The organism is Halomonas denitrificans (genome assembly GCA_019800895.1).
Lineage (GTDB): Bacteria > Pseudomonadota > Gammaproteobacteria > Xanthomonadales > Wenzhouxiangellaceae.
In genome coordinates, this window is sequence record JAHVKF010000003.1 from 919760 (window position 1) to 940625 (window position 20866).

The following is a 20866-nucleotide window of genomic DNA, read 5'->3' on the forward strand; positions in this document are numbered from 1 at the left end:
CCGGGGATTCACCGCGACGGTGCACAGTGGGGCGCATGCAAATCATCACTGCTCCCTCGATCCGCTGGCTCCTCGTCGCCATCGTCGTGCTGACCGCCGCCGGCTGCGCGCTCCTGTTCTCCGGGCGCGGCGACCGGCCTCCGCTCGAGACCGCCGCGCCGGTCGAACTCGAGCGCTACCTCGGCGAGTGGTACGTCATCGCCAATATCCCGTACTTCGCCGAGCGCGGCAACGTCGCCTCGCGCGCCGTGTACCGCCGGCGCGACGACGGCCGGCTGGACGACCTGTATTTCTACCGCGACGACTTCGGTGCGGAGGAGGAATCGATGGAAGGCGTGGCCCGGGTCGTCGAGGGCAGCGGCAACGCGCGCTGGAAGGTCCGCTTCTTCTGGCCGTTCACCTTCGATTACGTGATTCTCGCCGTCGACACGGACTACCGGCACGTCGCCGTCGGGCATCCCAGCCGCGAGTACGCCTGGATCATGGCCCGCGAGCCGCGCATCGACGACGCGGTCTACCAGCGCTTGCTCGACGTGTTCGCGCGCAACGGTTACTCGCCCGAAGCACTGCAGAAGGTGCCGCAGTTCCCCGCCCAGGTCGGCCGGCCGGGTTTCCAGTCGCCCGACGACTGAGGCCGCGTCAGCCGCGCCGCCAGGCGAAGAAGCGCTCGGCGAGTTTCAGCAGGCGCTCGGGCTTGCGCGCCTTCTTCCACTCGCCGGCGGCGAACTTGTTGGCCTCGTTCAGGGTCGGGTAGACGTGGATCGTGCCGAGGATCTTCTCGAGGCCGAGCCCGTGCTTCATCGCGAGCACGAACTCCGCGAGCAGCTCGCTGGCATGCGCGCCGACGATCGTCGCGCCGAGGATCCTGTCCTTGCCCGGTTCGGTCAGCACCTTGACGAAGCCGTGGTCGGCCGACTCGGCGATCGCCCGGTCCAGGTCGTCGAGGCCGTAGGTCGTGATCTCCACGTCGATCTCCTGCTCGGCGGCGTCCTGTTCGTTCAGGCCGACACGTGCGACTTCCGGCTCCGTGAACGTCGCCCACGGGATCACCCGGTAGTCGGCGCGGAACGACCAGAACGGCGCGATCAGGCCGTTGACCGCGGCGAACCAGGCCTGGTGCGAGGCCACGTGGGTGAACTGGTACGGTCCGGCCGCGTCGCCGCAGACATGGATGTTCGGGAAATTGGTCCGCAGGAAGTCGTCGGTACCGATCGTGCCGTCGTCGTCGATCCGCACACCGAGCTCTTCGAGCCCGAAGCCCCGGGTTCGGGCCTTGCGTCCGAGCGCCACCAGCACGCGGTCGAACTCGAAGCGGACCTCTTCGCCGTCCCGGTCGCAGATCGCGATTCCGCCGTCCCCGACCGCCTCGAATCGCACCGCCCGGTGCCCCGTGGCCACGGTCACGCCCTCGCGCTCCAGGCGCCGCGTCAGCGCTTCGGAGGCTTCGACGTCTTCCTTCTGGAGCAGGCGTTCGCCCATTTCGACGATCGTCACCTCCGAGCCGAGACGGGCGAAGGCCTGGCCCAGCTCGCAGCCGATCGGACCGCCACCGAGCACGACCAGCCTGCGTGGCTGTTCGTCGAGGCTCCAGAGCGTGTCGCTGGTGATCATGGGCACCGAATCGAGACCGTCGATCGGCGGCACCAGCGGCTCGGCGCCGGTGGCCAGCACGATGCTCCGTCCGGTGATCGTCCGTGTGCCGTCGTCGTCGGTCACCTCGACCGCCCACGGCGAAACGAGCCGGGCCTCGGCAAGCATCACGTCCACGCCCATGCCGCGATAGCGCTCGGGCGAGTCGTGCGGCTCGATCTTCGCGATCACCGAGTGCACGCGCTCCATGACCTGTTTCCAGTCGAGGTCGACGGACATGGACCGGATGCCGTAGCGCTCGCTGTCTTGCGCTTCCTGCACCAGCCGGGCGGTACGCAGCAGCGCCTTCGACGGCACGCAGCCCGTGTTCAGGCAGTCGCCGCCCATCCTGTGCTTCTCGATCAGCGCGACCTTCGCCTTGACCGTGCTGCCGATCAGCGACGAGACCAGCCCGGCCGAACCGGCGCCGATCACGACCAGGTTGTAGTCGAAGGACTTCGGCCTGTCGTGGCCGGCATAGACCTTGCGGTGCTTCAGGAAGCGCAGGATCCAGCGTGTGATCAGCGGCAGCAGGCCGAGCAGGACGAAGGCGCCGATCAGGCCCGGCGACAGCACGTCGCCGATCGAGTCGACCTGGGCGAGCTGGGTGCCGGCGTTGACGTAGACCACCGTGGCCGGAAACATGCCGACCAGGCTGACCCAGGCGTAGGTCCAGGTCCGGATCGGGGTCAGGGCCATGACCAGGTTGATGACCCAGAAGGGGAAGATCGGCACCAGCCGCAGTGCCAGCAGGTAGAACGCGCCGTCGCGCTCGACGCCTTCGTTGATCCGCTTCAGGCGCTTGCCGAAGCGCTTCTGGACCGACTCGCGGAACAGGAAGCGGGCGGCGAGGAAGACCAGCGTGGCGCCGATCGTCGATGCGATGGAGACCGCGACGGTGCCCGCCAGCAGGCCGAACAGCGCCCCGCCGGCCAGGGTCAGGATCGCGGCCCCCGGGAGGGACAGCGCCGCCATCACGATGTAGGTGCCGATGAAGATCGCCAGGGCGACGAGGAAATTGCGGTCGATGTAGGTCAGCAACTCGTCGCGACGTTCGCGGAGCTCGGCCAGGCTGAAGTACTGGCCGAGATCGAACCAGAAGAAAGCGCCGACGGCGGCGACAAGCCCGGCCAGCAGGAGGATTCGGGTGGTGGTCTTGCTCATCGGCGAAGCTCCGGAAGAGGTGCAGGGGCGGGCGGCAGTGCAGCATCATAGCCACTGACAGGGACCGGGCCCCGTCCGAAGGGCTTTCATCCGGTCGCCGGGAGGGCGCATGCGAAGGCTTCCATCGATCACCCTCGCCGCACTGGGCGACTTTCTCATGGTCTTCGGCGCCGGCATGGCGACGAGTGCGGCGTCGATCGGGGAGGTCGTGCTGGCGCGGGACCCGGTCTCCGGAGCGGCCTACGCGATCGCCCTGCTGGTGTTCGCGCTGGCGCCGGCCGGCGTCAAGCGCAGGGCCTCGAAATGAACGCGGCCCGGAAGGCCGGGCCGCGTGGAAGGATTACCGGAGCGTTGCGCTGGGCGCTACTCCCAGGGATTGCAGTCGTAGCCGGCCACGCGGACCAGGCGGGTCAGTACCAGCGTGCCGCTGCCCTCGCCGATGTCGGTGAAGTCGTAGTCGAGCTGGATCGTGTTGCAGTCGATCACCGAGATCGTGAAGTCGCCGATCAGGGTCTGGTCGATGGCGTTGCCCGGCGCCTGGTTCGGGTCGGCGAAGAAGGTGCCGCCGTCGAAGCGGAACGCGTCGACCGAGATCGGACCGGGCTGGAACTGGATCGCGGTGGTGTTGCCGGTCACCCACAGGGGCGCGCCGTCGAGGTAGGTGAAGAAGATCGCGAACAGGAAGTTGGCGTCGCCGGTTTCGGCGACCTGCAGCACCAGGCCCTGGCGCTCGCGGCCCTCGGCTACCCACTGGCCGGTGAAGCGGCCGTTGAGGACCGGCTCGTCGAACTGGGGCGGGTCGAGGCTGGGTTCGAAGCGGTCGAGCAGCACCGGGAAATTGACGTCTTCGGAACCGGAATAGGCCTCCCAGGTGAACTCGACGGTGAACTGCTCGTTGTAATCCTCGGGCAGAAACGTCGTCTGGCCGTCGATCGACGTGGGCTCCACCGCAAGCATCCACGTAGTGCCCGCATTCGTGATGATCCCGCCGGTCGCGCCGACGTTCCCCGCCGCCGGAATGAGGAGCAGGTTGGCCTCGTGGAACGGCCGATCGACATCGCCGGCTTCGGCATACACCTGCGGAATCACGACCGGGTCGCCCGCCAGCTGGGCCATGCGGACGAGCACGACCGAGTAGCCGTCGTCGGCACAGGCGACGCGCCAGATCTGCACGTTCACGGTTGCGTCGTTTACGTTGCTCAAGGCCGAGGGCACGTTGATGTCGCTGTCGACCAGCAGACTGTCCGGGTCGTCCGGCTGCTCGGGGATATCGATCGACAGGCAGCCCGGCGGGAACGGTGTCCCCAGGTCGGTCAGCAGGTTCAGCTCGCCGGTCTGGGCCGGCGCGGTGGTCGAGGCCAGCAGCGCGGCCAGCAGCGCGGGTACGGCAGGCAGGGTGAATCGGCGCATGGGTCGGTCTCCGGAAGTCGGTTTCGGGGATTACAACGTCATTCAGATCGTCATTCTAGCGGCTATGGCTGACTCGAAGCTGAACCGCCGTCAGCGCGGCGCCCGGCGCGCGATCTTCGACCCGGGCACGACCGGGGCGGGCGAGGGCGGGGCGGGCATGCGTGGTAAACTTCGCGGCTTGTTCCATCGGCAGGAAAACGCGTTCCATGGCAGGTCATTCCAAGTGGGCCAACATCCAGCACCGCAAGAAGGCGCAGGACGCCAAGCGGGGCAAGATCTTCACGCGCCTGGTGCGCGAAATCACCGTCGCGGCGCGCGAAGGCGGTGGCGACCCCGATGCCAATCCGCGGCTGCGCCTGGCCTGGGACAAGGCCAACGCGGCCAACGTGCCCAAGGACAACATCGAGCGCGCGATCAAGAAGGCCACCGGTGAGCTCGAAGGCGTCGACTACGAGGAAATCCGCTACGAAGGCTACGCGCCGGGCGGCGTGGCGGTGATGGTCGACACGGTGACCGACAACCGGAACCGGACCGTGGCCGCGGTGCGCCACGCGTTCAACAAGCACGGCGGCAACCTCGGCACCGAAGGCTCGGTCGCCTACCTGTTCGACAAGAAGGGCGTGATCAGCTTCGGGCCCGGCGCTGACGAGGACCGGATCATGGAGGCGGCCCTGGAGGCCGGCGCCGAGGACATCGAGACCGCCGACGACGACAGCGTCGAGGTGCTGACCACGCCCGAGCAGTTCTCCGAGGTGCTCGGCGCGATCAAGGCCGCCGGCCTGGAGCCGGACGAGGCCGAAGTGACCATGCGCGCCAGCACCACGGTGCCCCAGGACGCCGAGAGCGGCCGGAAGCTGGTCACCTTCCTCGACGTGCTCGAGGACATCGACGACACCCAGAACGTCTGGCACAACGCCGAGATCCCGTCCGAGGCCTACGACGACTGATGGCCCCGTTGCCCGCGAGCCGCGCTGCCCTGCGTTCCCGCCCCGCGACCCGGGGCCGCTGATGCGGATCCTCGGCATCGATCCGGGCTCGCGGGTCACCGGCCTGGGCGTCATCGACGGCCACCGGCTGGTCGCGGCCCTCGACCTCAAGCTCGGCGGCGCGGACATGCCCGGCCGGCTGTCGGCCCTGTTCGACGGCATCCGCGACGCCATCGAAGCGCACCGGCCCGAGGTGGTCGCGATCGAGACCGCGTTCATGAGCCGCAACCCGCAGTCGGCGATCAAGCTCGGCCAGGCGCGGGGCGCGGCGATCTGCGCCGCGGTGCAATGCGGGCTCGCGGTGCACGAGTACGCGCCGCGGCTGATCAAGCAGGCGCTGGTCGGGCGCGGCGGCGCCGACAAGGAGCAGGTCCAGCACATGGTCCGGATGCTGCTGAAGACGAACGAGCCCTTCGGGGCCGATGCCGCCGACGCGCTGGCCGTGGCGTTGTGCCACCACCACACGGCCGAGACCGCGGCCCGCCTGCCGGCCGGGGTGCGGTTGCGATGAGTGTTCGACGGTCGGCATCCACGCGTAGCAGCCCCACCATCGGAGACGGTCGATGATTGCCAGGCTTTCCGGAACCCTGGTCGAGCAGCAGCCGCCGATCGTGGTGATCGACTGCCACGGCGTCGGCTACGAGGTCGAGTGCCCGATGACCGTGTTCGGCTCGCTGCCGGCGATCGGCGAGGCCTGCAAGCTCGTCATCCACACGGTGATCCGCGAGGATGCGCACCTGCTGTTCGGCTTCGCGGCGGCGTCCGACCGGGAGCTCTTCCGCACGTTGCTGAAGATCTCCGGTGTCGGTCCGAAGCTGGCGCTGGCCATCCTGTCGAGCGTGTCGGCCGCGGACTTCGCGCTGATGGTCGAATCCGGCGACAGCAAGGCCCTGACCAGGCTCCCGGGGATCGGCAAGAAGACCGCCGAACGGCTGGTGTTGGAGATGAAGTCGCGCCTCGACGATCTCGGCCTGGAGGCCACGGGCCTCGGCGGCACCGGCTCGTCCACGCCGGACGTCGCCAGCGAGGCGCGGGCGGGCCTGATCGCCCTGGGCTATTCCGCCACCGAGGCGCTGAAGATGGTCAAGGGCGTCGACGGCGAGTCCTCCAGCGCCGGCGCGCTCATCCGCCAGGCCCTGAAGAACCGGATGGCGAAGTAGCCGCGCTCCGACCCGACGCGCGATTTCCGCTACCATTCCGGCAAGCTTCGTTCGCCCCACGGACTCCCAGCCCTCGATGAGCGAATTCGATCCACTCGCCGGCAACGACGACGACCGTGCGCGCCTGATCGGCGCCGAGGTCGAGGGCGACGAGGCGCGCGTCGAGGCCAGCCTGCGCCCCGCGCGGCTCGACGAGTACGTCGGTCAGAAGGCCATGAAGGACCGCCTCGGCATCTATCTCGAGTCGGCCCGCAACCGGGCCGAAGCGCTGGACCACGTGCTCATCTTCGGCCCGCCGGGGCTGGGCAAGACGACGCTGGCCAACGTGATTGCCGCGGAAATGGGCACGCAGCTGCGCCAGACCTCGGGACCTGTCCTCGAGCGGGCCGGCGACCTGGCCGCGATGCTGACCAATCTCGAGCCCGGCGACGTGCTGTTCGTCGACGAGATCCACCGCCTGTCGCCGGTCGTCGAAGAAGTGCTCTATCCGGCGATGGAGGACTACCGGATCGACATCATCATCGGCGAGGGGCCGGCGGCGCGCTCGATCCAGCTCGACCTGCCGCGCTTCACGCTGGTCGGCGCGACCACCCGGGCCGGGCTGCTGACCTCGCCGCTGCGCGATCGCTTCGGGATCGTCGAGCGGCTCGAGTTCTACGACGTCGACGACCTGGCGAAGATCGTCACTCGCTCGGCCGGGATCCTCGACATCGAGTGCGACGCGAAGGGAGCCGCCGAGATCGCCCGGCGCTCGCGCGGCACGCCGCGGATCGCCAATCGCCTGCTGCGCCGCGTGCGCGACTACGCCGAGGTGCGCGCCGAGGGCCGGATCGGCGGCGAGGAGGCCGGCGACGCGCTGGAGATGATGCAGGTCGACGCCGAGGGCTTCGACCAGCTCGACCGGCGCTTGCTGCAGATCCTGGTCGAGCACTTCAACGGCGGCCCGGTCGGCGTCGAGTCGCTGGCCGCGGCGCTGTCGGAAGAACGCGGCACGATCGAGGACGTGATCGAGCCGTTCCTGATCCAGCAGGGCTTCCTGGTCCGCACCGCGCGCGGCCGGATGGCCACGGACCGGACCTGGCGCCACCTCGGACTGAAGCCGCCGTCCGGGCGCAGCGGCCCGGACCTGTTCGACTCCGAGCCGGATTCGTCCACATGACCGGCCCGGATCCGGCCGCCCGTAACCCTTCGTTCCGCTACCGCGTCTACTGGGAAGACACCGACGCCGGCGGCGTGGTCTACCACGCCCGCTACCTGCAGTTCCTGGAGCGTGCGCGCTCGGACTGGCTGGCGTCGATCGGCGTCCACCAGGTGCCGCTCCGTGAACGGCACGGGGTGGTGTTCGCGATCACGAAGATGGCGATCGATTTCCGCAAGCCGGCGCGACTCGAAGATGAACTCTCGGTGACCGTTGCCGTCATAGCCATCGGCCGCCTGAGAATGGACTTCGAACAACGGATCGAGCGCGACGGCGAGCTGCTGCTGACCGCCACCGTGCAGGCAGCGTGCCTGGATGCGGAACGCTTCGCGCCGAAGCGCACCCCGGCCGAGGTGCGCGAACGGATCCTCGCGGCGGCCGGTGCGATGACGCCTGCGGAGCGAGGTACAAGGGACTAGGGGCGGGACCAGGCACGAGTGCGTTGTTCGGTGGTTCACTCGTCCCTTTCCCCTCGTCTCTCGCCCCTCGAAGAGAATCCTTAACGTGACCTGAAGCCCGACTCCAACAGACTACGCCCTGATTCTTCCCATCCCCGACAGAGAGTTCGAATGACAACCGACATGAACGTCTGGAGCCTGATCCTCGAGGCCACGCTGGTAGTGCAGCTGGTCATGGCCGTGTTGCTGGCCGCATCGGTCGTCTCGTGGATGATCATCTTCGTCAAGCGCGGCATGCTCAAGCGCATCGAGAAACGCTCGAAGGAGTTCGAGGAGCGGTTCTGGTCCGGCGCCGATCTCGGCCAGCTCTACGACCGGATCGCCGGCGAGCATAAGGTGCGCGAGGGGATGGAGTCGATCTTCGAGGCCGGATTCCGCGAGTTCTCGCGGCTGCGCGAAGAGCGCTCGGTTTCGCCCGGCGCCATGGGCGACGGCGCGCACCGCGCGATGCGGGTCGCGCTGACCCGTGAGGTCGACCGCATGGAGCACCACCTGAGCTTCCTCGCCACGGTCGGTTCGACCAGCCCCTACATCGGCCTGTTCGGCACGGTCTGGGGCATCATGCACGCGTTCTTCGCGCTGGCCGGCGTGCAGCAGGCCACGATCGCGATGGTCGCGCCGGGCATCGCCGAGGCGCTGATCGCCACCGCGATGGGGCTGGTCGCGGCCATTCCGGCAGTGATCGCCTACAACCGCTATTCCAACCAGGTCTACCGCCTGGAAGTCCGCATGGACAACTTCAAGGAAGAGTTCGCCGGCATCCTCCACCGCCAGGCTCGCCGCCTGAAGGAGGGCTGAGATGGAGGCCGATTCGCCGCTGCGCCGGCGCCGCCGGCCGATGGCCGAGATCAACGTCGTGCCGTACATCGACGTGATGCTGGTCCTGCTGATCATCTTCATGATCACCGCGCCGCTTCTGAACCTCGGCGTCGAGGTCGAACTGCCGCAGGGCAACGCCGAGTCGCTGGGCGACATCGAGGAGCCGCTGCTGGTGACGATCGACCGCGACGGCAACCTGTACCTGAACACCGGCGATGCGCCGGAGCTGGTCGATCCGCAGACGTTGACCGAGCGGGTCCGCATCATCACCGGGCGCAACCCCGACGTGCAGGTCCTGGTCGGCGGCGACCAGCAGACCGACTACCGCTACATCTACGAGACCATGGTCGTGCTGCAGCAGGCCGGCGTCGCGTCGATCGGTTTCATGGGTGATCCGCCCGACCAGTGAACAGGCCCCGCATCCCAACCGAGGCGCCGTCGCCCGCCCGCGAAGCCGCGCGCGCGCTCGGCCTGGCCGTGCTGGTCCACGTCGGCGCGCTTGCGCTGCTGTGGCTGGGCAGCCTGAGCTGGAGCGCTCGCGAGCCGGTTCGGCCGACCCCGGCCTTCGTGCTCGTCGATGCCGCACCGGTGATCGAACGCCGGGAGCAGGAGGACCGCCAGCGCGAAGCCGAACAGCAGGCCCGGCAGCAGGCCGAGGACGCGCAACGGCTGCTTGAGCAGCGCCGGGCCGAGGAACAGCGCCGGCAGCGGGAGCTGGAGGAACGGCAGCAGCGCGAGCAGGAGCGCGAAGCCGCCGAAGCCGAGCGCCAGCGCCTGCTCGAACAGCAGCGCGAGGCGCAGCTGGCGCGCGAACGCCAGGCCGAGGCGGAGCGCCGTGAGCGCGAGCAGCAGGAGGCCGCCGAGCGCCAGCGTCGCGAAGCCGAAGCGGAGCGCCTGCGCGAGCTCGAGGAACTGCGCCGGCAGCGCGAGGCCGTACAGCAGCGCCGCGAGGAAGAGGAGCGCCGGCTTGCCGAGCTCGCCGAGCAGCGCGAGGCCGAGCGCCGGCGCCAGGCGGCCGAGGAGGAGGCCGAACGTCTCCGCCTGGCCCGCGAGCAGGCCCAGGCCGCCGAGCGCCGGGCCACCCTGGCCGACGAGTACTACGCCACCTTGCAGGAACTCATCACCCGCAACTGGCGGCGGCCGCCGACCACGGAACCGGGCCTGCGCTGCACGGTCCGAGTCATCCAGATTCCCGGCGGCGAGATCATCGACCAGGCGATCGTGACGCCGTGCAATGCCGACGAACTGACCCGGCGGTCGATCCTGGCCGCTGTCGAACGCACCGAGCAGCTGCCCTATCGTGGGTATGAGGAGGTTTTCCAACGTGAAATCGAATTCGTGTTCCGTTATGACGGCTGATCCGCACACCACGCGCGGAGTGTCGCGACTCGCCCTGGGGGCAGCCCTGGTCCTTGCGCTGGTCCTGGCCCTGGGCGCCGCGCCCGTCCGTGCCCAGCTGCAGATCGAGATCGTCGACGGCGTCGAGGGCGCGCTGCCGATCGCCGTCGTGCCGTTCGCGCAGGGACCGGGCGTGCTGCCGCCGGAGACGCCGATGCACGAGGTGATCGCCGCGGACCTCCGGCGCTCGGGCCTGTTCGAGACGATGGCGGTCGAGGACATGATTGATCGGCCGACGCGGCCGGCGGAGGTTCGGGTCAACACCTGGAACCTGCTGCGCGTCGACTACGTGGCGATGGGCCGGATCGTTCCGGCCGCGGACGGGCAGGGCGAGGAGATCGAGTACCACCTGGTCGCCACCACCTCCGGCCGCACGCTGTTCTCGCGCGCGATCGCGGCCGGGCCCGGCGAGTACCGCCTGCGCGCGCACCAGATCGCCGATGCCATCTACGAGGAACTGATCGGCGTGCCCGGCGCCTTCGCCAGCCGCATCGCCTACGTCAAGGTCGCCGACACGGGCACCGACGACGAGCAGTTCGAGCTGATCGTCGCCGACTCCGACGGCTACAACCCCCAGACCATCGTTCGCCACAGCCAGCCGATCCTGTCGCCGAGCTGGGCGCCGGACGGACGCCGGATCGCCTACGTGTCGTTCGCGACGGGCCGCTCCAACGTGATCGTGCAGGACATCTTCACCGGCCAGCGCGAAATCGTCTCGTCCGAACGCGGGATCAACGGGGCGCCGGCGTTCTCGCCGGACGGCCGCTACCTGGCGATGAGCCTGTCGCGCAGCGGCAGCCCGGAAATCTGGGTCCGCGACCTGGAGACCGGCCGCAGCGAGCAGCTGACCCAGCACTACTCGATCAACACGGAGCCCGCCTGGTCGCGGGACGGCCGGCACCTGTTCTTCACCTCGGACCGGGCCGGACGGCCGCAGATCTACCGGGTCCGGCGGGACGGGCGCGACGTCGAGCGGGTGACCGTCGAGGGCCGCTACAACTCGCGCGTTTCCGTCGACCCGGAAACCGGTGCGCTGGCCATGGTCCACGGCGACGGATCGACCTTCCGGATCGCCGTTCTCGATCGCGAATCCGGGAGATTGCGTGTATTATCCCCGGGACGTATGGACGAGTCGCCGAGCTTCGCGCCGAACGGCAGCATGGTGCTCTACGCGACGCGAGAAGGCGAGCGAGGCGTGCTCGCCGCGGTCTCCGTCGACGGCCGCTTCCGGCAGCGCCTGGTGCTGGCCGACGGTGACGTGCGCGAACCGGCCTGGTCACCGCGGATTCGATGACCGGTCCGATGGACGATGTCCGCTGACCGGGCACGACCGGCGGAGCGGCGCGCGCCGGAAATTTCGCGCCCGGTCCGATGACGATTTCGAAGAACGATGGTCCAAGACGCGGGCCGGAATGCATGTCCCTGGGGGAGTGCATGACCGAGCTCCATAAGAAACGCAGTCGAATAAATCGAACCACCCGTCCCTGACCTGTATTCCTGGAGGAATCATGAACACCGCAGTCCGCCTGATGATGATCGTCGCGCTGAGCCTGGTGCTCGCCGCCTGCTCCCGCGAAACCCGTGAAACGCCGCCGGAAACCGATCCGGGCGACCAGACCACGATGCCGACCGATCCGGTCGAAGTCGATCGCGTCGATCCCGCCGACTACGCCGATTCGCGCAACCTGGACAACCCCGACAGCCTGCTGAGCCAGCGCGAGATCTACTTCGAGTTCGATCGCTCGGACGTCCAGCCGCAGTACCTCCCGATCATCCGGGCCCATGCCGCTTACCTGCGCGCCAATTCTTCGGCCCGTGTGCTGCTCGAAGGCCACGCCGACGAGCGCGGTTCGCGCGAGTACAACCTGGGCCTCGGCGAGCGCCGCGGCAACTCCGTGCTCGACCTGATGCGCGCCGAAGGCGTGGCCGGCAACCAGGTCGAAGTCGTCAGCTACGGCGAGGAGCGCCCGGTCTGCCGTCAGACCAGCGACGCTTGCTGGGAACGCAACCGCCGGGTGGAGATCGTCTACACGGCTCGCTGATGAGGACGCTGATGACGACGAGCGCCCGACCCGCATTCACGAAGCCGGCCCCCGCGGTCGCGATCGTCGCGATGACCGCGATCGCGGCGAGCCTGTTCCTGGCGCCGGCGACCTCGCCGGCGCAGGACGATTCCCTTGCCTCGCGCTACATTCTCGAGCTGCAGCAGATGCGCGAGGAACTGCGTGAACTCCGCGGCCTGGTCGAGACTCAGGCCCAGGAAATCGAGAACCTGAAGCGCCGCCAGCGGGACCAGTACCTGGACCTGGACCGGCGCATCGGTGAACTCGCCGCGAGCGGCACCGGCGGTCCGGCAACCGGTGGTCCGGGGCGGGAATCGTCGGCGATCGACGCCCGCGCGACGCCGGCCGGTCCGGCCGACGATCGGACGGAACGAGGGGCGGGGACCGCAACCGGGGCCGCGGCGCCGTCGACGGTGGCCGATCAGCCGTCGATCGAGGCGCCTCCGCCGCCGTCCGACCTGCCGGCCGTGCGCGAGCCCATCGAGGCGGAAGCGCAGATTGCCACGCTCGAAGCGCAGTCCTCGGGCGGAGCGCGTGAACTCGAGCCGCCGACCGAAGTCGAGCAGCAGGCCTACGACCAGGCGTTCCTGGCGCTGCGCGAGACGCGCTACGCCGATGCTGCCGAGGGCTTCGACCGCTTCCTCCGCGACCATCCGCAGTCGAGCTATGCGCCGAACGCGCTGTACTGGCTCGGCGAGGTCTACTACGTCACCCGCGACTTCGAGACGGCCCTGGCCCAGTTCCGCAACCTGCTCGATCGCTACCCCGGCAGCGGCAAGCAGCCCGACGCGCTGCTCAAGACCGGGTTCAGTCACTACGAGCTCGGCCACTGGCCCGAGGCCCGGGCCGCGCTGCAGCAGGTCGTCGAGCAGTATCCGGGAACGAACTACGCACGCCTGGCCGAGAACCGGCTGCGCACCATGCGGCTGGAAGGAAGGCTTTGAACGGCAGGGGCGAGGGATCCGGGGAAAGGGGCTAGTGGGTCGGTCGTCCGGACCCGTTTACCAGTCCCTGGCCCCTAGTCCCTGGCTCCTGATCCCCGGTCCCACGCCCCTTTCCCCCTCCCATGTCCTCCCCGACCGCCGCTCCCCATCGCTCGGCCACCGAGCTCAAGATCACCGAGATCTTCCGCTCGCTGCAGGGCGAATCCGCATCGTCGGGATGGCCGACCACCTTCGTGCGCCTGACCGGCTGTCCGCTGCGGTGCAGTTGGTGCGACACGGCCTACGCCTTCCACGGCGGCGAGTGGTGGACCGTCGAGGCGGTGCTCGACCGGGTCGAGCGCAACGGCTGCCGCCACGTCTGCGTGACCGGCGGCGAGCCCCTGGCGCAACGGACCTGCCTGACCCTGCTGGCCCGCCTGTGCGACGCCGGCCATCGCGTCTCGCTGGAGACCAGCGGTGCGCTGCCGGTGGCCGATGTCGATCCACGCGTCGTCAAGATCCTGGACCTGAAGCTGCCGGGCTCCGGCGAAGCCGCGCGAAACGACTGGACGAACCTCGATCACCTGCAGGCGCACGACGAGATCAAGTTCGTGGTCGCCGACCGGGCCGATTTCGACCAGGCCGTGGCCTGGGTGCGGGAACACGAGCTCGAACGCTGGACGGTCTGGTTCTCGCCCGTCTGGGAAGGGCTACCCCCGGCCACGCTCGCCGACTGGCTGCTCGAAAGCGGCCTGGACGCTCGGCTCCAGGTGCAGTTGCACAAGGTGTTGTGGGGGGAGACGCCGGGGGTCTAGGGCGGGAGGGACCAGGGGAAAGGGGTCAGGGACTAGTGGTGGTCGTAGCGCGGGCCGGTGGAACGGGCATTGGTTTCACTAGCCCCTAGTCCCTTCCCCCTGGTCCCTCGACTAACCCCTGACCCCTTTCCCCTCGTCCCTCAACGATCCCCGTTCTTTTCGTCCAGCAGCCCCCGCAATTCGTACAACGCGTCCAACGCCTCACGCGGCGACAGCGCGTCGGGGTCGAGGGCCTCCAGCGCGTCGATGACCGGGTGGGGCGCGGTCGCGGGGTCGGGTTCCTGCGCCGGGTCGGGGGTCGGTGGTGCCGGCGCGTCGAACAGGCCCAGCTGCGGGCTGTCCGCGGCGCGGGCCTTCTTCTCCAGCTGGTCGAGGTGACCGCGGGCGCGCGCGACCACCGCCGGCGGCACGCCGGCCAGGCGCGCGACCTGCAGCCCGTAGCTCTGGCTGGCCGGGCCTTCGCGCACGGCGTGCAGGAAGATCACGCGGTCCTTGTGCTCGCGGGCGTCCAGGTGCACGTTGACGATCCCTTCGTGGTCGCCGGCCAGGCGGGTGAGTTCGAAGTAATGGGTGGCGAACAGGGTGAACGCGCGCAGCTGCATCGCCAGTTCGGTCGCCACGGACCAGGCCAGCGCCAGGCCGTCGAAGGTGGACGTGCCTCGGCCGATCTCGTCCATCAGGACCAGGGACCGGTCGGTCGCGTTGTTCAGGATGTTGGCGGTCTCCACCATTTCCACCATGAACGTCGACCGACCGCGGGTCAGGTCGTCGCCGGCGCCGATGCGCGAGAAGATCCGGTCGATCGGACCGCAGCGCATCCGCGCCGCCGGCACGAAGCTGCCCGCGTGCGCGAGCAGGACGATCAGCGCGACCTGGCGCATGTAGGTGGACTTGCCGCCCATGTTCGGGCCCGTGACCACCAGCATGCGACGTTCCGGATCCAGGCAGCAGTCGTTGGGGACGAAGGGGTCGTCCTGGAACGGTTCGACGACCGGGTGGCGGCCCTGCTCGATATCCAATCCCGGCGCGTCGTCGAGGACCGGCCGCGCCCAGTCCAGCGACTCGGCGCGTTCGGCGAAGGTCACCAGCACGTCGAGCCGTGCCAGCGCATCGGCGATCGAGGCGAGCGGGGCGTGCTCGCCGGCCAGCTGTTCGACCAGGGCGGCGTACAGGGCCTTTTCGCGCGCCAGCGAACGCTCGCGCGCCGACAGCACCTTGTCCTCGTGGGCCTTGAGTTCCTCGGTGACGTACCGCTCGGCGTTCTTCAGCGTCTGGCGCCGCGTGTACTCGGTCGGTACCGCGTCCGACTGGGCCTTCGACACCTCGATGTAGAAGCCGTGGACCCGGTTGTAGCCGACCTTCAGGGTGCCGATGCCGGTGCGCTCGCGCTCGCGCTGCTCGTAGGTCTGGAGAAAGTCGTCGGCGTTGCCGCTGAGGCTGCGCAGTTCGTCGAGTTCGGCGTCGTAGCCGTCGCGAATGACGCCGCCGTCGCGGATCAGCACCGGCGGTTCTTCGACCAGGGCGCGGTCGAGCAGGTCGACCAGGTCGGCCCGCTCGGGGAGTTGCGCGGCGATGTCGCCGAGCAACGGGTCATCGACGTCGGCGAGGCGCTCGGTCAGGCGGGGCAGCCGCTCCAGGCCGCCGCGCAGCGTGGTCAGGTCGCGCGGCCGGGCGCTGCCGAGCCCGATCCGGGTCAGGATGCGCTCGAGGTCGCCGATGCCCGCCAGCGTCTCGGCGAGACGGGGGTGGACCTGGTGTTCGATCAGGGCCGCCACCGCCGCGTGACGCGCGGCGAGCACGGACCGGTCCTGCAGCGGATGGGTGATCCAGCGCCGCAGCTTGCGGCTGCCCATCGGTGTCGCTGCCCGGTCGACCAGGCCGACCAGCGTATGTTCGCTGCGGCCGTCGGGATGCCGGTCGATTTCGAGATGGCGTCGGGTGGCCGCGTCCATCTGCAGGTGAGCGTCCGCGCTTTCGCGCCGCAGGCCGGTCAAGGGCGGCAGTTCGCCCGCCAGCATGGCGCGCGCATAGTCCAGCAGGGCGCCGGCCGCCCCGATCTCCGGGCCCGGGTCGTCCCCGGCGCCGTCGATGCCGAAGCCGGAAAGGTCCTTGACGCCGAACTGGCGGATCAGCGCGCGTGCGCCGGCCTCGCCATCGAAGGTCCAGTCGGCCCGCGGCGTCCGGCAGGTCTCGATCGAGATCCAGGAGCGGTCGAAGCCCGATTCCGGCACGAGCAACTCGGCCGGGCGCAGGCGCTCGAGCTCCGCACCGAGCGCTTCGATTCCGGCGGCCCGCGCGCAGGCGATGCGGCCGCCGGCGAGGTCCATCCAGGCCAGTCCGAAGCCCGACGGACCGCCGCAGACCGCGCACAGCAGCCGGCTGTCGCGGGCCTCGAGCAGCGATTCGTCGGTCAGCGTGCCGGGCGTCACGACCCGGACCACCTTGCGCTCGACCGGGCCCTTGGCGGCGTCCGGATCGCCCACCTGCTCGCAGATCGCGACCGACTCGCCCTTGCGCAGCAGGCGCGCCAGGTAGGACTCCACGGCGTGCACCGGCACGCCGGCCATCGGAATCGGCTGTCCCGCGGACTGGCCTCGTGCGGTCAGGGTGATGTCGAGCAGCTCGGCCGATCGGCGTGCGTCGTCGTAGAACAGCTCGTAGAAATCGCCCATCCGGAAGAACAGCAGGATGTCCGGATAATCGGCCTTGATCCGCAGGTACTGCTGCATCAGCGGGGTGTGCGTGGACGGATCGCGGTTGGCCATCGGGGGAGTCTTGAACCGGGTCGTGGTGGGTCAGCGGGTCGCGTGTCTGCAGCCTCGACACGCGGTCAGGCATCATACCGTCATGGATCACCCGGTAGACGACGAATCGCTGCTCCGGCGCGCCGAGGCGCTGGCTGCGGCCCTTGCTGCGCACGGCCGCGTCCTGGCCACGGCGGAGTCGTGCACCGGCGGCTGGATCGCCAAGGTCTGCACCGACCTGGCCGGCAGCTCCGCCTGGTTCGACCGCGGCCTGGTGACCTATTCCAACCGGGCCAAGACCGAGGAACTGGGCGTGCGGCCGGTCACCCTGGACCGCTTTGGGGCGGTCAGCGAGATGGTGGTCGCCGAGATGGTCCGGGGCGCGCGCGACGCCGCCCATGCCGACTACGCGATCGCGGTCAGCGGAATTGCCGGCCCCGACGGGGGCAGGCCGGACAAGCCGGTCGGCACGGTCTGCTTCGCATGGGTCGGGCCGGACGACGAGCCCGAGACCGAGACGCTGCGCTTCGAGGGCGACCGCGAGGCGGTGCGCCGGCAGACCGTTGCCCGGGCGCTGGACGGCCTGCTCGAACGGTTGTGACGTCGCGGGGCTCCGGCTCTGCGAGCTCCGCCGAACTGCCGTGCCGGCGTCTGTTCTTCGCCCTGTGGCCCGACCCCTCGCTCCGGTCCGTACTGGTCCAGCACGGCAACCGCCTCGACGCCGGGTCGGGGCGCCGGGTGCCGGACGCGAACCTGCACCTGACGCTGGTGTTTCTCGGCGATGTGCCGGCCGACCGGATCGACGCGCTGGAGACCCTGGCCGGAACCGTCGCCGCCACGCATCGACCGTTCACGCTCGTCCTGGACCGCTACGGGACCTTCGATCGAGCGCGGGTGGCCTGGTTGGGCGGGCCAGCGGTCGAGGCGGGCAACCGGCTGGTCGAGGACCTGGCTGCCGGCGCCCGGGACTGCGGTCTGGACGTCGAGCGCCGCAGCTGGCGGCCCCATGTGACGCTGCGCCGACGGATCGAGGCCGCTCCGGACGGCCCGGCGCCTGCGCCGATCGCCTGGCGGGTCCGCGATTTCGTGCTGGTCGAATCGATCCGGGGCCGGCCTTATCAGGTTTTGAGAAGCTGGCCCCTAGAATGAGGCCCATGACCACCGATACCCGGACATCGGGGATCCGAACGAACCCGTCCGGGCGTAGGAAACGAGCGCGGATCGAGGTAGGAAATCGCCGCGATCCGCTCGCCGGCCGCGCGCGGCGACGGGTGTCTGTGCGATACTCGCAAAGCGGGTAAACTACTGAACAAATACACAGCGAGACTTACCGTGGACGACAATCGAAAACGAGCACTATCGGCAGCCCTCAGCCAGATCGAAAAGCAGTACGGCAAGGGCGCCATCATGCGCATGGGCGACGACACCGGGGCCCGGGACGTGCCGGTGGTGTCGACCGGTTCGCTGGCGCTGGACGTCGCGCTGGGCGTCGGCGGCCTGCCGCGAGGCCGGGTGATCGAGATCTACGGCCCCGAATCCTCGGGCAAGACGACGCTGACGCTGCATGCGGTGGCCGAAGCGCAGAAGGCCGGCGGCACGGCGGCGTTCGTCGACGCCGAGCACGCGCTGGACCCGAGCTACGCGGCCAAGCTGGGCGTGGATGTGGACGACCTGCTGGTCTCCCAGCCCGATACCGGCGAACAGGCGCTGGAGATCACCGACATGCTGGTCCGCTCCGGTGCGGTCGACATCGTCGTCGTCGACTCGGTCGCGGCGCTGACGCCGAAGGCCGAAATCGAGGGCGAGATGGGCGATTCGCACGTCGGCCTCCAGGCCCGGCTGATGAGCCAGGCGCTGCGCAAGCTGACCGGCAACATCAAGCGCACCAACTGCACCGTGATCTTCATCAACCAGATCCGGATGAAGATCGGCGTGATGTTCGGCTCGCCGGAAACCACGACCGGTGGAAACGCGCTGAAGTTCTACAGCTCGGTCCGCCTCGACATCCGCCGGATCGGTGCACTGAAGCGCGGCGATGAGGTCATCGGCAACGAGACCCGCGTGAAGGTGGTCAAGAACAAGATGGCGCCGCCGTTCCGCCAGGCCGTGTTCGAAATCCTCTACGGCCAGGGCATTTCCCGCGAGGGCGAGCTGATCGAGCTGGGCGTCGAGCACAAGATCATCAACAAGTCGGGTGCATGGTACAGCTATGGCGACGACCGGATCGGGCAGGGCAAGGACAACGCCCGGCAGTTCATGAAGGACAACCCGGAGATCGCGGCCGACATCGAGCGGCAGCTACGCGACATCCTCCTGCCGAAGGCCGAGGCCCGGGACGGGGCCGCCGAAGCCGAGGGGGCGGAAGCCGAGCGCGGCGAAGCCGAGAAAGCGGCCGGCTGAAGGTCGTGGCGTTCGGACGCGACGGGGCGCCGACCGGATCGGACGGGGAAGACGACCCCGTCGACGAGGTCGCGCTCCGCGAGGCCGCCGTGCGGCTGCTGGCGAGGCGGGAGCATTCCCGCCGGGAGCTGGTCCGCAAGCTCGTCCAGAAGGGCTGGCCCGATGACGCAGTCCAGCCCGTCGTCGACGCCCTGGAGTCCGACGGACTGCAGTCCGATCAGCGGTTTGCGGAAAGCTTCGTTCGGCAGCGGGTCGGCAAGGGCTACGGCCCGCTGCGCATCCGTGCGGAGCTGGCCGAGCGGGGCATCGATCGCGCCGATGCCGGTCGGGCGCTGGACGCCGAGGCGCCGGACTGGCGGGAGGTGGCCGGGCGTTGGTACGAGGTCAGGTACGGTGCTGAGCCCCCGAGCGATCTCAAGGATGCCTCGCGGCGCCAGCAAGCGCTGTCGCGCCGGGGTTTCGCCCACGAGCATTTCCGGGACCTGTTCGACCGCTGAACAGCAGGACGGTTAGGGGGCCGGGTCGATTTCCACCCGATTCTTGCCCAGGTGCTTGGCCGCGAGCAGGCAGCGGTCGGCTCGATGGAGCCACGTTTCCACGGTGTCGTCCGACCGCAAGGGCGTGATGCCGGCCGAGAACGTTGCCGCGCCACCGGGCGACCGGACCCGATCGGAGAAACCACGACTCAATTTCGTCACGACCTGCCTTGCATCGTCCAGCGTCGTGTTCGGCAGCAGCAGGACGAACTCCTCGCCGCCATACCGATAGAAACGATCGGAGGACCGGGTGCTCCGCTCCACGTAGCGTGTCAGGTCCTGCAGGACTCGGTCGCCGGCCTCGTGTCCGAACCGGTCGTTGAGGTGCTTGAAATCGTCGAGGTCGATCAGGACCAGGCAATGCGTCCCCGATCGTCCATCCCGCTGCGCCTGCAGGCTTCGCAGGTCGTGGTCGAGCGACCGTCGGTTCAGCGCACCCGTCAGTCCGTCGCGTTCGGCCAGTTCGGTGAGCTGGCTGCGCTGCTGATCGACCCGGGATGCGAAGATGATGCTCAGCAGGCTGATCATTCCCGCGACCGCGGCAAAGGTCGCCCGGTCCGTATCCGTGACGAACAGCCCGGGCTCGAAGGCGATGACGATCACCATGACCGAATTGATGCCCAGGGCGGCATATCGATCGGCCATCAGGAAGTTGCCGACCAGGCAGGAGAACGCCCACATGTAGCTGAGCCCGAGAAAATGGACAACCGCGATGACCGCAGCGGCGGCGACCACGGCCAGCAGATTCGCGACGGCTCGGGTCCAGTTCGGTCGCCAGGCGAGCGCAGCCAGAATGCAGAACACCAGGACGATGCAGGCGTCCGCGAGGCCCACCAGGATCTGGCCGGAGGCCAGCCGATAGACGGCGAAGGGCGCGATGGTCACCACGGTGCTGGCCGCATAGAGCGTGATCACTGCGAGGCGAAGGTCGGCTCGCATGCGGTCCGTAAGGCGCCGGAGGAGCGGCTCCGCTTCGACTCCGGCATTCGGGCTTCGTGGGACGTCAGGGAGGTTCATCGCTGGGCTCCGCAGTCCGGTTCGTGGTTGTTTGCCAGATGTTCATGCAATCCTCGGGCCATCGGCAGGGTCGGCGTGACGCAGTCGGTCCGGGACGGCGGCGCGGGGAGTGCCACCCCGGGCGACCAAACCCTTAAACTACCGGA

22 protein-coding genes are annotated in these 20866 nt (G+C 69.2%); 18 read left to right on the forward strand and 4 right to left on the reverse strand.

The genetic code is table 11. The annotated features are described in order from the left end of the window. The first annotated feature begins 35 nt into the window (after nt 1–35). On the forward strand, nt 36–632 hold the full coding sequence (locus KUV67_12685) for a lipocalin family protein (GenBank protein ID MBY6205740.1): 597 nt from the start codon (nt 36–38) through the stop codon (nt 630–632). Nucleotides 633–639: 7 nt separating this feature from the next. On the opposite strand, the gene KUV67_12690 is transcribed toward KUV67_12685, so the two are convergent. Continuing rightward, nucleotides 640–2793, reverse strand: a complete 2154-nt coding sequence (locus KUV67_12690; protein MBY6205741.1) for an FAD-dependent oxidoreductase — start codon at nt 2791–2793, stop codon at nt 640–642. Nucleotides 2794–2902: 109 nt separating this feature from the next. On the opposite strand from KUV67_12690, the gene KUV67_12695 reads away from it, so the two are divergent. After that, nucleotides 2903–3100: a hypothetical protein gene (locus tag KUV67_12695; protein MBY6205742.1), complete on the forward strand. Its 198-nt coding sequence runs from the start codon at nt 2903–2905 to the stop codon at nt 3098–3100. Nucleotides 3101–3156: 56 nt separating this feature from the next. Here KUV67_12695 and KUV67_12700 read toward each other — a convergent pair whose 3' ends face one another. After that, on the reverse strand, nt 3157–4203 hold the full coding sequence (locus tag KUV67_12700) for a hypothetical protein (protein MBY6205743.1): 1047 nt from the start codon (nt 4201–4203) through the stop codon (nt 3157–3159). Between the two features lie 206 nt (nt 4204–4409). Here KUV67_12700 and KUV67_12705 point away from each other — a divergent pair, with 206 nt between their 5' ends. The 12 genes from KUV67_12705 (at nt 4410) to queE (ending at nt 14023) form a co-directional block, all read left to right on the forward strand. Continuing rightward, nucleotides 4410–5150 carry a YebC/PmpR family DNA-binding transcriptional regulator gene (locus tag KUV67_12705; protein MBY6205744.1) on the forward strand — a complete coding sequence of 247 codons (741 nt, stop codon included), beginning with the start codon at nt 4410–4412 and terminating at the stop codon, nt 5148–5150. Between the two features lie 61 nt (nt 5151–5211). Continuing rightward, on the forward strand, nt 5212–5700 hold the full coding sequence (ruvC, locus tag KUV67_12710; protein MBY6205745.1) for a crossover junction endodeoxyribonuclease RuvC: 489 nt from the start codon (nt 5212–5214) through the stop codon (nt 5698–5700). Nucleotides 5701–5752: 52 nt separating this feature from the next. Continuing rightward, nucleotides 5753–6349, forward strand: a complete 597-nt coding sequence (gene ruvA, locus KUV67_12715; protein MBY6205746.1) for a Holliday junction branch migration protein RuvA — start codon at nt 5753–5755, stop codon at nt 6347–6349. Nucleotides 6350–6425: 76 nt separating this feature from the next. After that, nucleotides 6426–7508: a Holliday junction branch migration DNA helicase RuvB gene (gene ruvB, locus KUV67_12720; GenBank protein MBY6205747.1), complete on the forward strand. Its 1083-nt coding sequence runs from the start codon at nt 6426–6428 to the stop codon at nt 7506–7508. Then, nucleotides 7505–7966, forward strand: coding sequence for a tol-pal system-associated acyl-CoA thioesterase (gene ybgC, locus KUV67_12725; protein ID MBY6205748.1), 462 nt, complete (start codon nt 7505–7507; stop codon nt 7964–7966). Before ruvB ends, ybgC begins: the two co-directional genes overlap by 4 nt. A gap of 162 nt (nt 7967–8128) precedes the next feature. Beyond that, complete coding sequence (tolQ, locus tag KUV67_12730) at nt 8129–8803, forward strand: protein TolQ (protein ID MBY6205749.1); 675 nt, start codon at nt 8129–8131, stop codon at nt 8801–8803. A gap of 1 nt (nt 8804) precedes the next feature. Further along, nucleotides 8805–9233: an ExbD/TolR family protein gene (locus tag KUV67_12735; GenBank protein ID MBY6205750.1), complete on the forward strand. Its 429-nt coding sequence runs from the start codon at nt 8805–8807 to the stop codon at nt 9231–9233. Then, nucleotides 9230–10183: a cell envelope integrity protein TolA gene (tolA, locus tag KUV67_12740; GenBank protein ID MBY6205751.1), complete on the forward strand. Its 954-nt coding sequence runs from the start codon at nt 9230–9232 to the stop codon at nt 10181–10183. The genes KUV67_12735 and tolA overlap by 4 nt, the downstream gene beginning before the upstream one ends. After that, a complete protein-coding gene (gene tolB, locus KUV67_12745) occupies nt 10173–11516 on the forward strand; it encodes a Tol-Pal system beta propeller repeat protein TolB (protein MBY6205752.1) in 1344 nt (447 codons plus the stop codon). The genes tolA and tolB overlap by 11 nt, the downstream gene beginning before the upstream one ends. Nucleotides 11517–11730: 214 nt before the next feature. Further along, nucleotides 11731–12264: a peptidoglycan-associated lipoprotein Pal gene (pal, locus tag KUV67_12750; protein MBY6205753.1), complete on the forward strand. Its 534-nt coding sequence runs from the start codon at nt 11731–11733 to the stop codon at nt 12262–12264. Nucleotides 12265–12275: 11 nt separating this feature from the next. After that, nucleotides 12276–13229 (forward strand): tol-pal system protein YbgF, encoded by a 954-nt coding sequence (gene ybgF / locus KUV67_12755; protein MBY6205754.1) that lies wholly within the window; start codon nt 12276–12278, stop codon nt 13227–13229. 122 nt (nt 13230–13351) lie between these two features. Then, a complete protein-coding gene (gene queE, locus KUV67_12760) occupies nt 13352–14023 on the forward strand; it encodes a 7-carboxy-7-deazaguanine synthase QueE (GenBank protein MBY6205755.1) in 672 nt (223 codons plus the stop codon). Nucleotides 14024–14163: 140 nt separating this feature from the next. Here queE and mutS read toward each other — a convergent pair whose 3' ends face one another. Beyond that, a complete protein-coding gene (mutS, locus tag KUV67_12765; protein MBY6205756.1) occupies nt 14164–16788 on the reverse strand; it encodes a DNA mismatch repair protein MutS in 2625 nt (874 codons plus the stop codon). Between the two features lie 82 nt (nt 16789–16870). Here mutS and KUV67_12770 point away from each other — a divergent pair, with 82 nt between their 5' ends. The 4 genes from KUV67_12770 to KUV67_12785 all read left to right on the forward strand — a co-directional run bounded on the left by KUV67_12770 (nt 16871) and on the right by KUV67_12785 (nt 19664). Continuing rightward, nucleotides 16871–17368: a nicotinamide-nucleotide amidohydrolase family protein gene (locus tag KUV67_12770; GenBank protein ID MBY6205757.1), complete on the forward strand. Its 498-nt coding sequence runs from the start codon at nt 16871–16873 to the stop codon at nt 17366–17368. After that, entirely contained in the window at nt 17365–17916 is a 552-nt protein-coding gene (gene thpR / locus KUV67_12775; protein ID MBY6205758.1) for an RNA 2',3'-cyclic phosphodiesterase, read from the forward strand. Before KUV67_12770 ends, thpR begins: the two co-directional genes overlap by 4 nt. 183 nt (nt 17917–18099) lie before the next feature. Then, entirely contained in the window at nt 18100–19167 is a 1068-nt protein-coding gene (gene recA / locus KUV67_12780) for a recombinase RecA (GenBank protein MBY6205759.1), read from the forward strand. A gap of 5 nt (nt 19168–19172) precedes the next feature. Then, entirely contained in the window at nt 19173–19664 is a 492-nt protein-coding gene (locus KUV67_12785) for a recombination regulator RecX (protein MBY6205760.1), read from the forward strand. Nucleotides 19665–19676: 12 nt separating this feature from the next. On the opposite strand, the gene KUV67_12790 is transcribed toward KUV67_12785, so the two are convergent. Next, nucleotides 19677–20642, reverse strand: a complete 966-nt coding sequence (locus KUV67_12790) for a GGDEF domain-containing protein (protein ID MBY6205761.1) — start codon at nt 20640–20642, stop codon at nt 19677–19679. Nucleotides 20643–20866: the final 224 nt, after the last annotated feature.

Bases quoted from the DNA above. Each gene is read 5' to 3' on its own strand.
- KUV67_12695 (MBY6205742.1), top strand. From the start codon at position 2,903: ATGCGAAGGCTTCCATCGATCACCCTCGCCGCACTGGGCGACTTTCTC.
- KUV67_12690 (MBY6205741.1), bottom strand. From the start codon at position 2,793: ATGAGCAAGACCACCACCCGAATCCTCCTGCTGGCCGGGCTTGTCGCC.
- KUV67_12700 (MBY6205743.1), bottom strand. From the start codon at position 4,203: ATGCGCCGATTCACCCTGCCTGCCGTACCCGCGCTGCTGGCCGCGCTG.
- KUV67_12705 (MBY6205744.1), top strand. From the start codon at position 4,410: ATGGCAGGTCATTCCAAGTGGGCCAACATCCAGCACCGCAAGAAGGCG.
- KUV67_12685 (MBY6205740.1), top strand. From the start codon at position 36: ATGCAAATCATCACTGCTCCCTCGATCCGCTGGCTCCTCGTCGCCATC.
- queE (MBY6205755.1), top strand. From the start codon at position 13,352: ATGTCCTCCCCGACCGCCGCTCCCCATCGCTCGGCCACCGAGCTCAAG.
- ybgC (MBY6205748.1), top strand. From the start codon at position 7,505: ATGACCGGCCCGGATCCGGCCGCCCGTAACCCTTCGTTCCGCTACCGC.
- KUV67_12790 (MBY6205761.1), bottom strand. From the start codon at position 20,642: ATGCGAGCCGACCTTCGCCTCGCAGTGATCACGCTCTATGCGGCCAGC.
- KUV67_12770 (MBY6205757.1), top strand. From the start codon at position 16,871: ATGGATCACCCGGTAGACGACGAATCGCTGCTCCGGCGCGCCGAGGCG.
- ruvB (MBY6205747.1), top strand. From the start codon at position 6,426: ATGAGCGAATTCGATCCACTCGCCGGCAACGACGACGACCGTGCGCGC.
- tolB (MBY6205752.1), top strand. From the start codon at position 10,173: ATGACGGCTGATCCGCACACCACGCGCGGAGTGTCGCGACTCGCCCTG.
- pal (MBY6205753.1), top strand. From the start codon at position 11,731: ATGAACACCGCAGTCCGCCTGATGATGATCGTCGCGCTGAGCCTGGTG.
- tolQ (MBY6205749.1), top strand. From the start codon at position 8,129: ATGAACGTCTGGAGCCTGATCCTCGAGGCCACGCTGGTAGTGCAGCTG.
- ybgF (MBY6205754.1), top strand. From the start codon at position 12,276: ATGACGACGAGCGCCCGACCCGCATTCACGAAGCCGGCCCCCGCGGTC.
- KUV67_12735 (MBY6205750.1), top strand. From the start codon at position 8,805: ATGGAGGCCGATTCGCCGCTGCGCCGGCGCCGCCGGCCGATGGCCGAG.
- ruvC (MBY6205745.1), top strand. From the start codon at position 5,212: ATGCGGATCCTCGGCATCGATCCGGGCTCGCGGGTCACCGGCCTGGGC.
- ruvA (MBY6205746.1), top strand. From the start codon at position 5,753: ATGATTGCCAGGCTTTCCGGAACCCTGGTCGAGCAGCAGCCGCCGATC.
- mutS (MBY6205756.1), bottom strand. From the start codon at position 16,788: ATGGCCAACCGCGATCCGTCCACGCACACCCCGCTGATGCAGCAGTAC.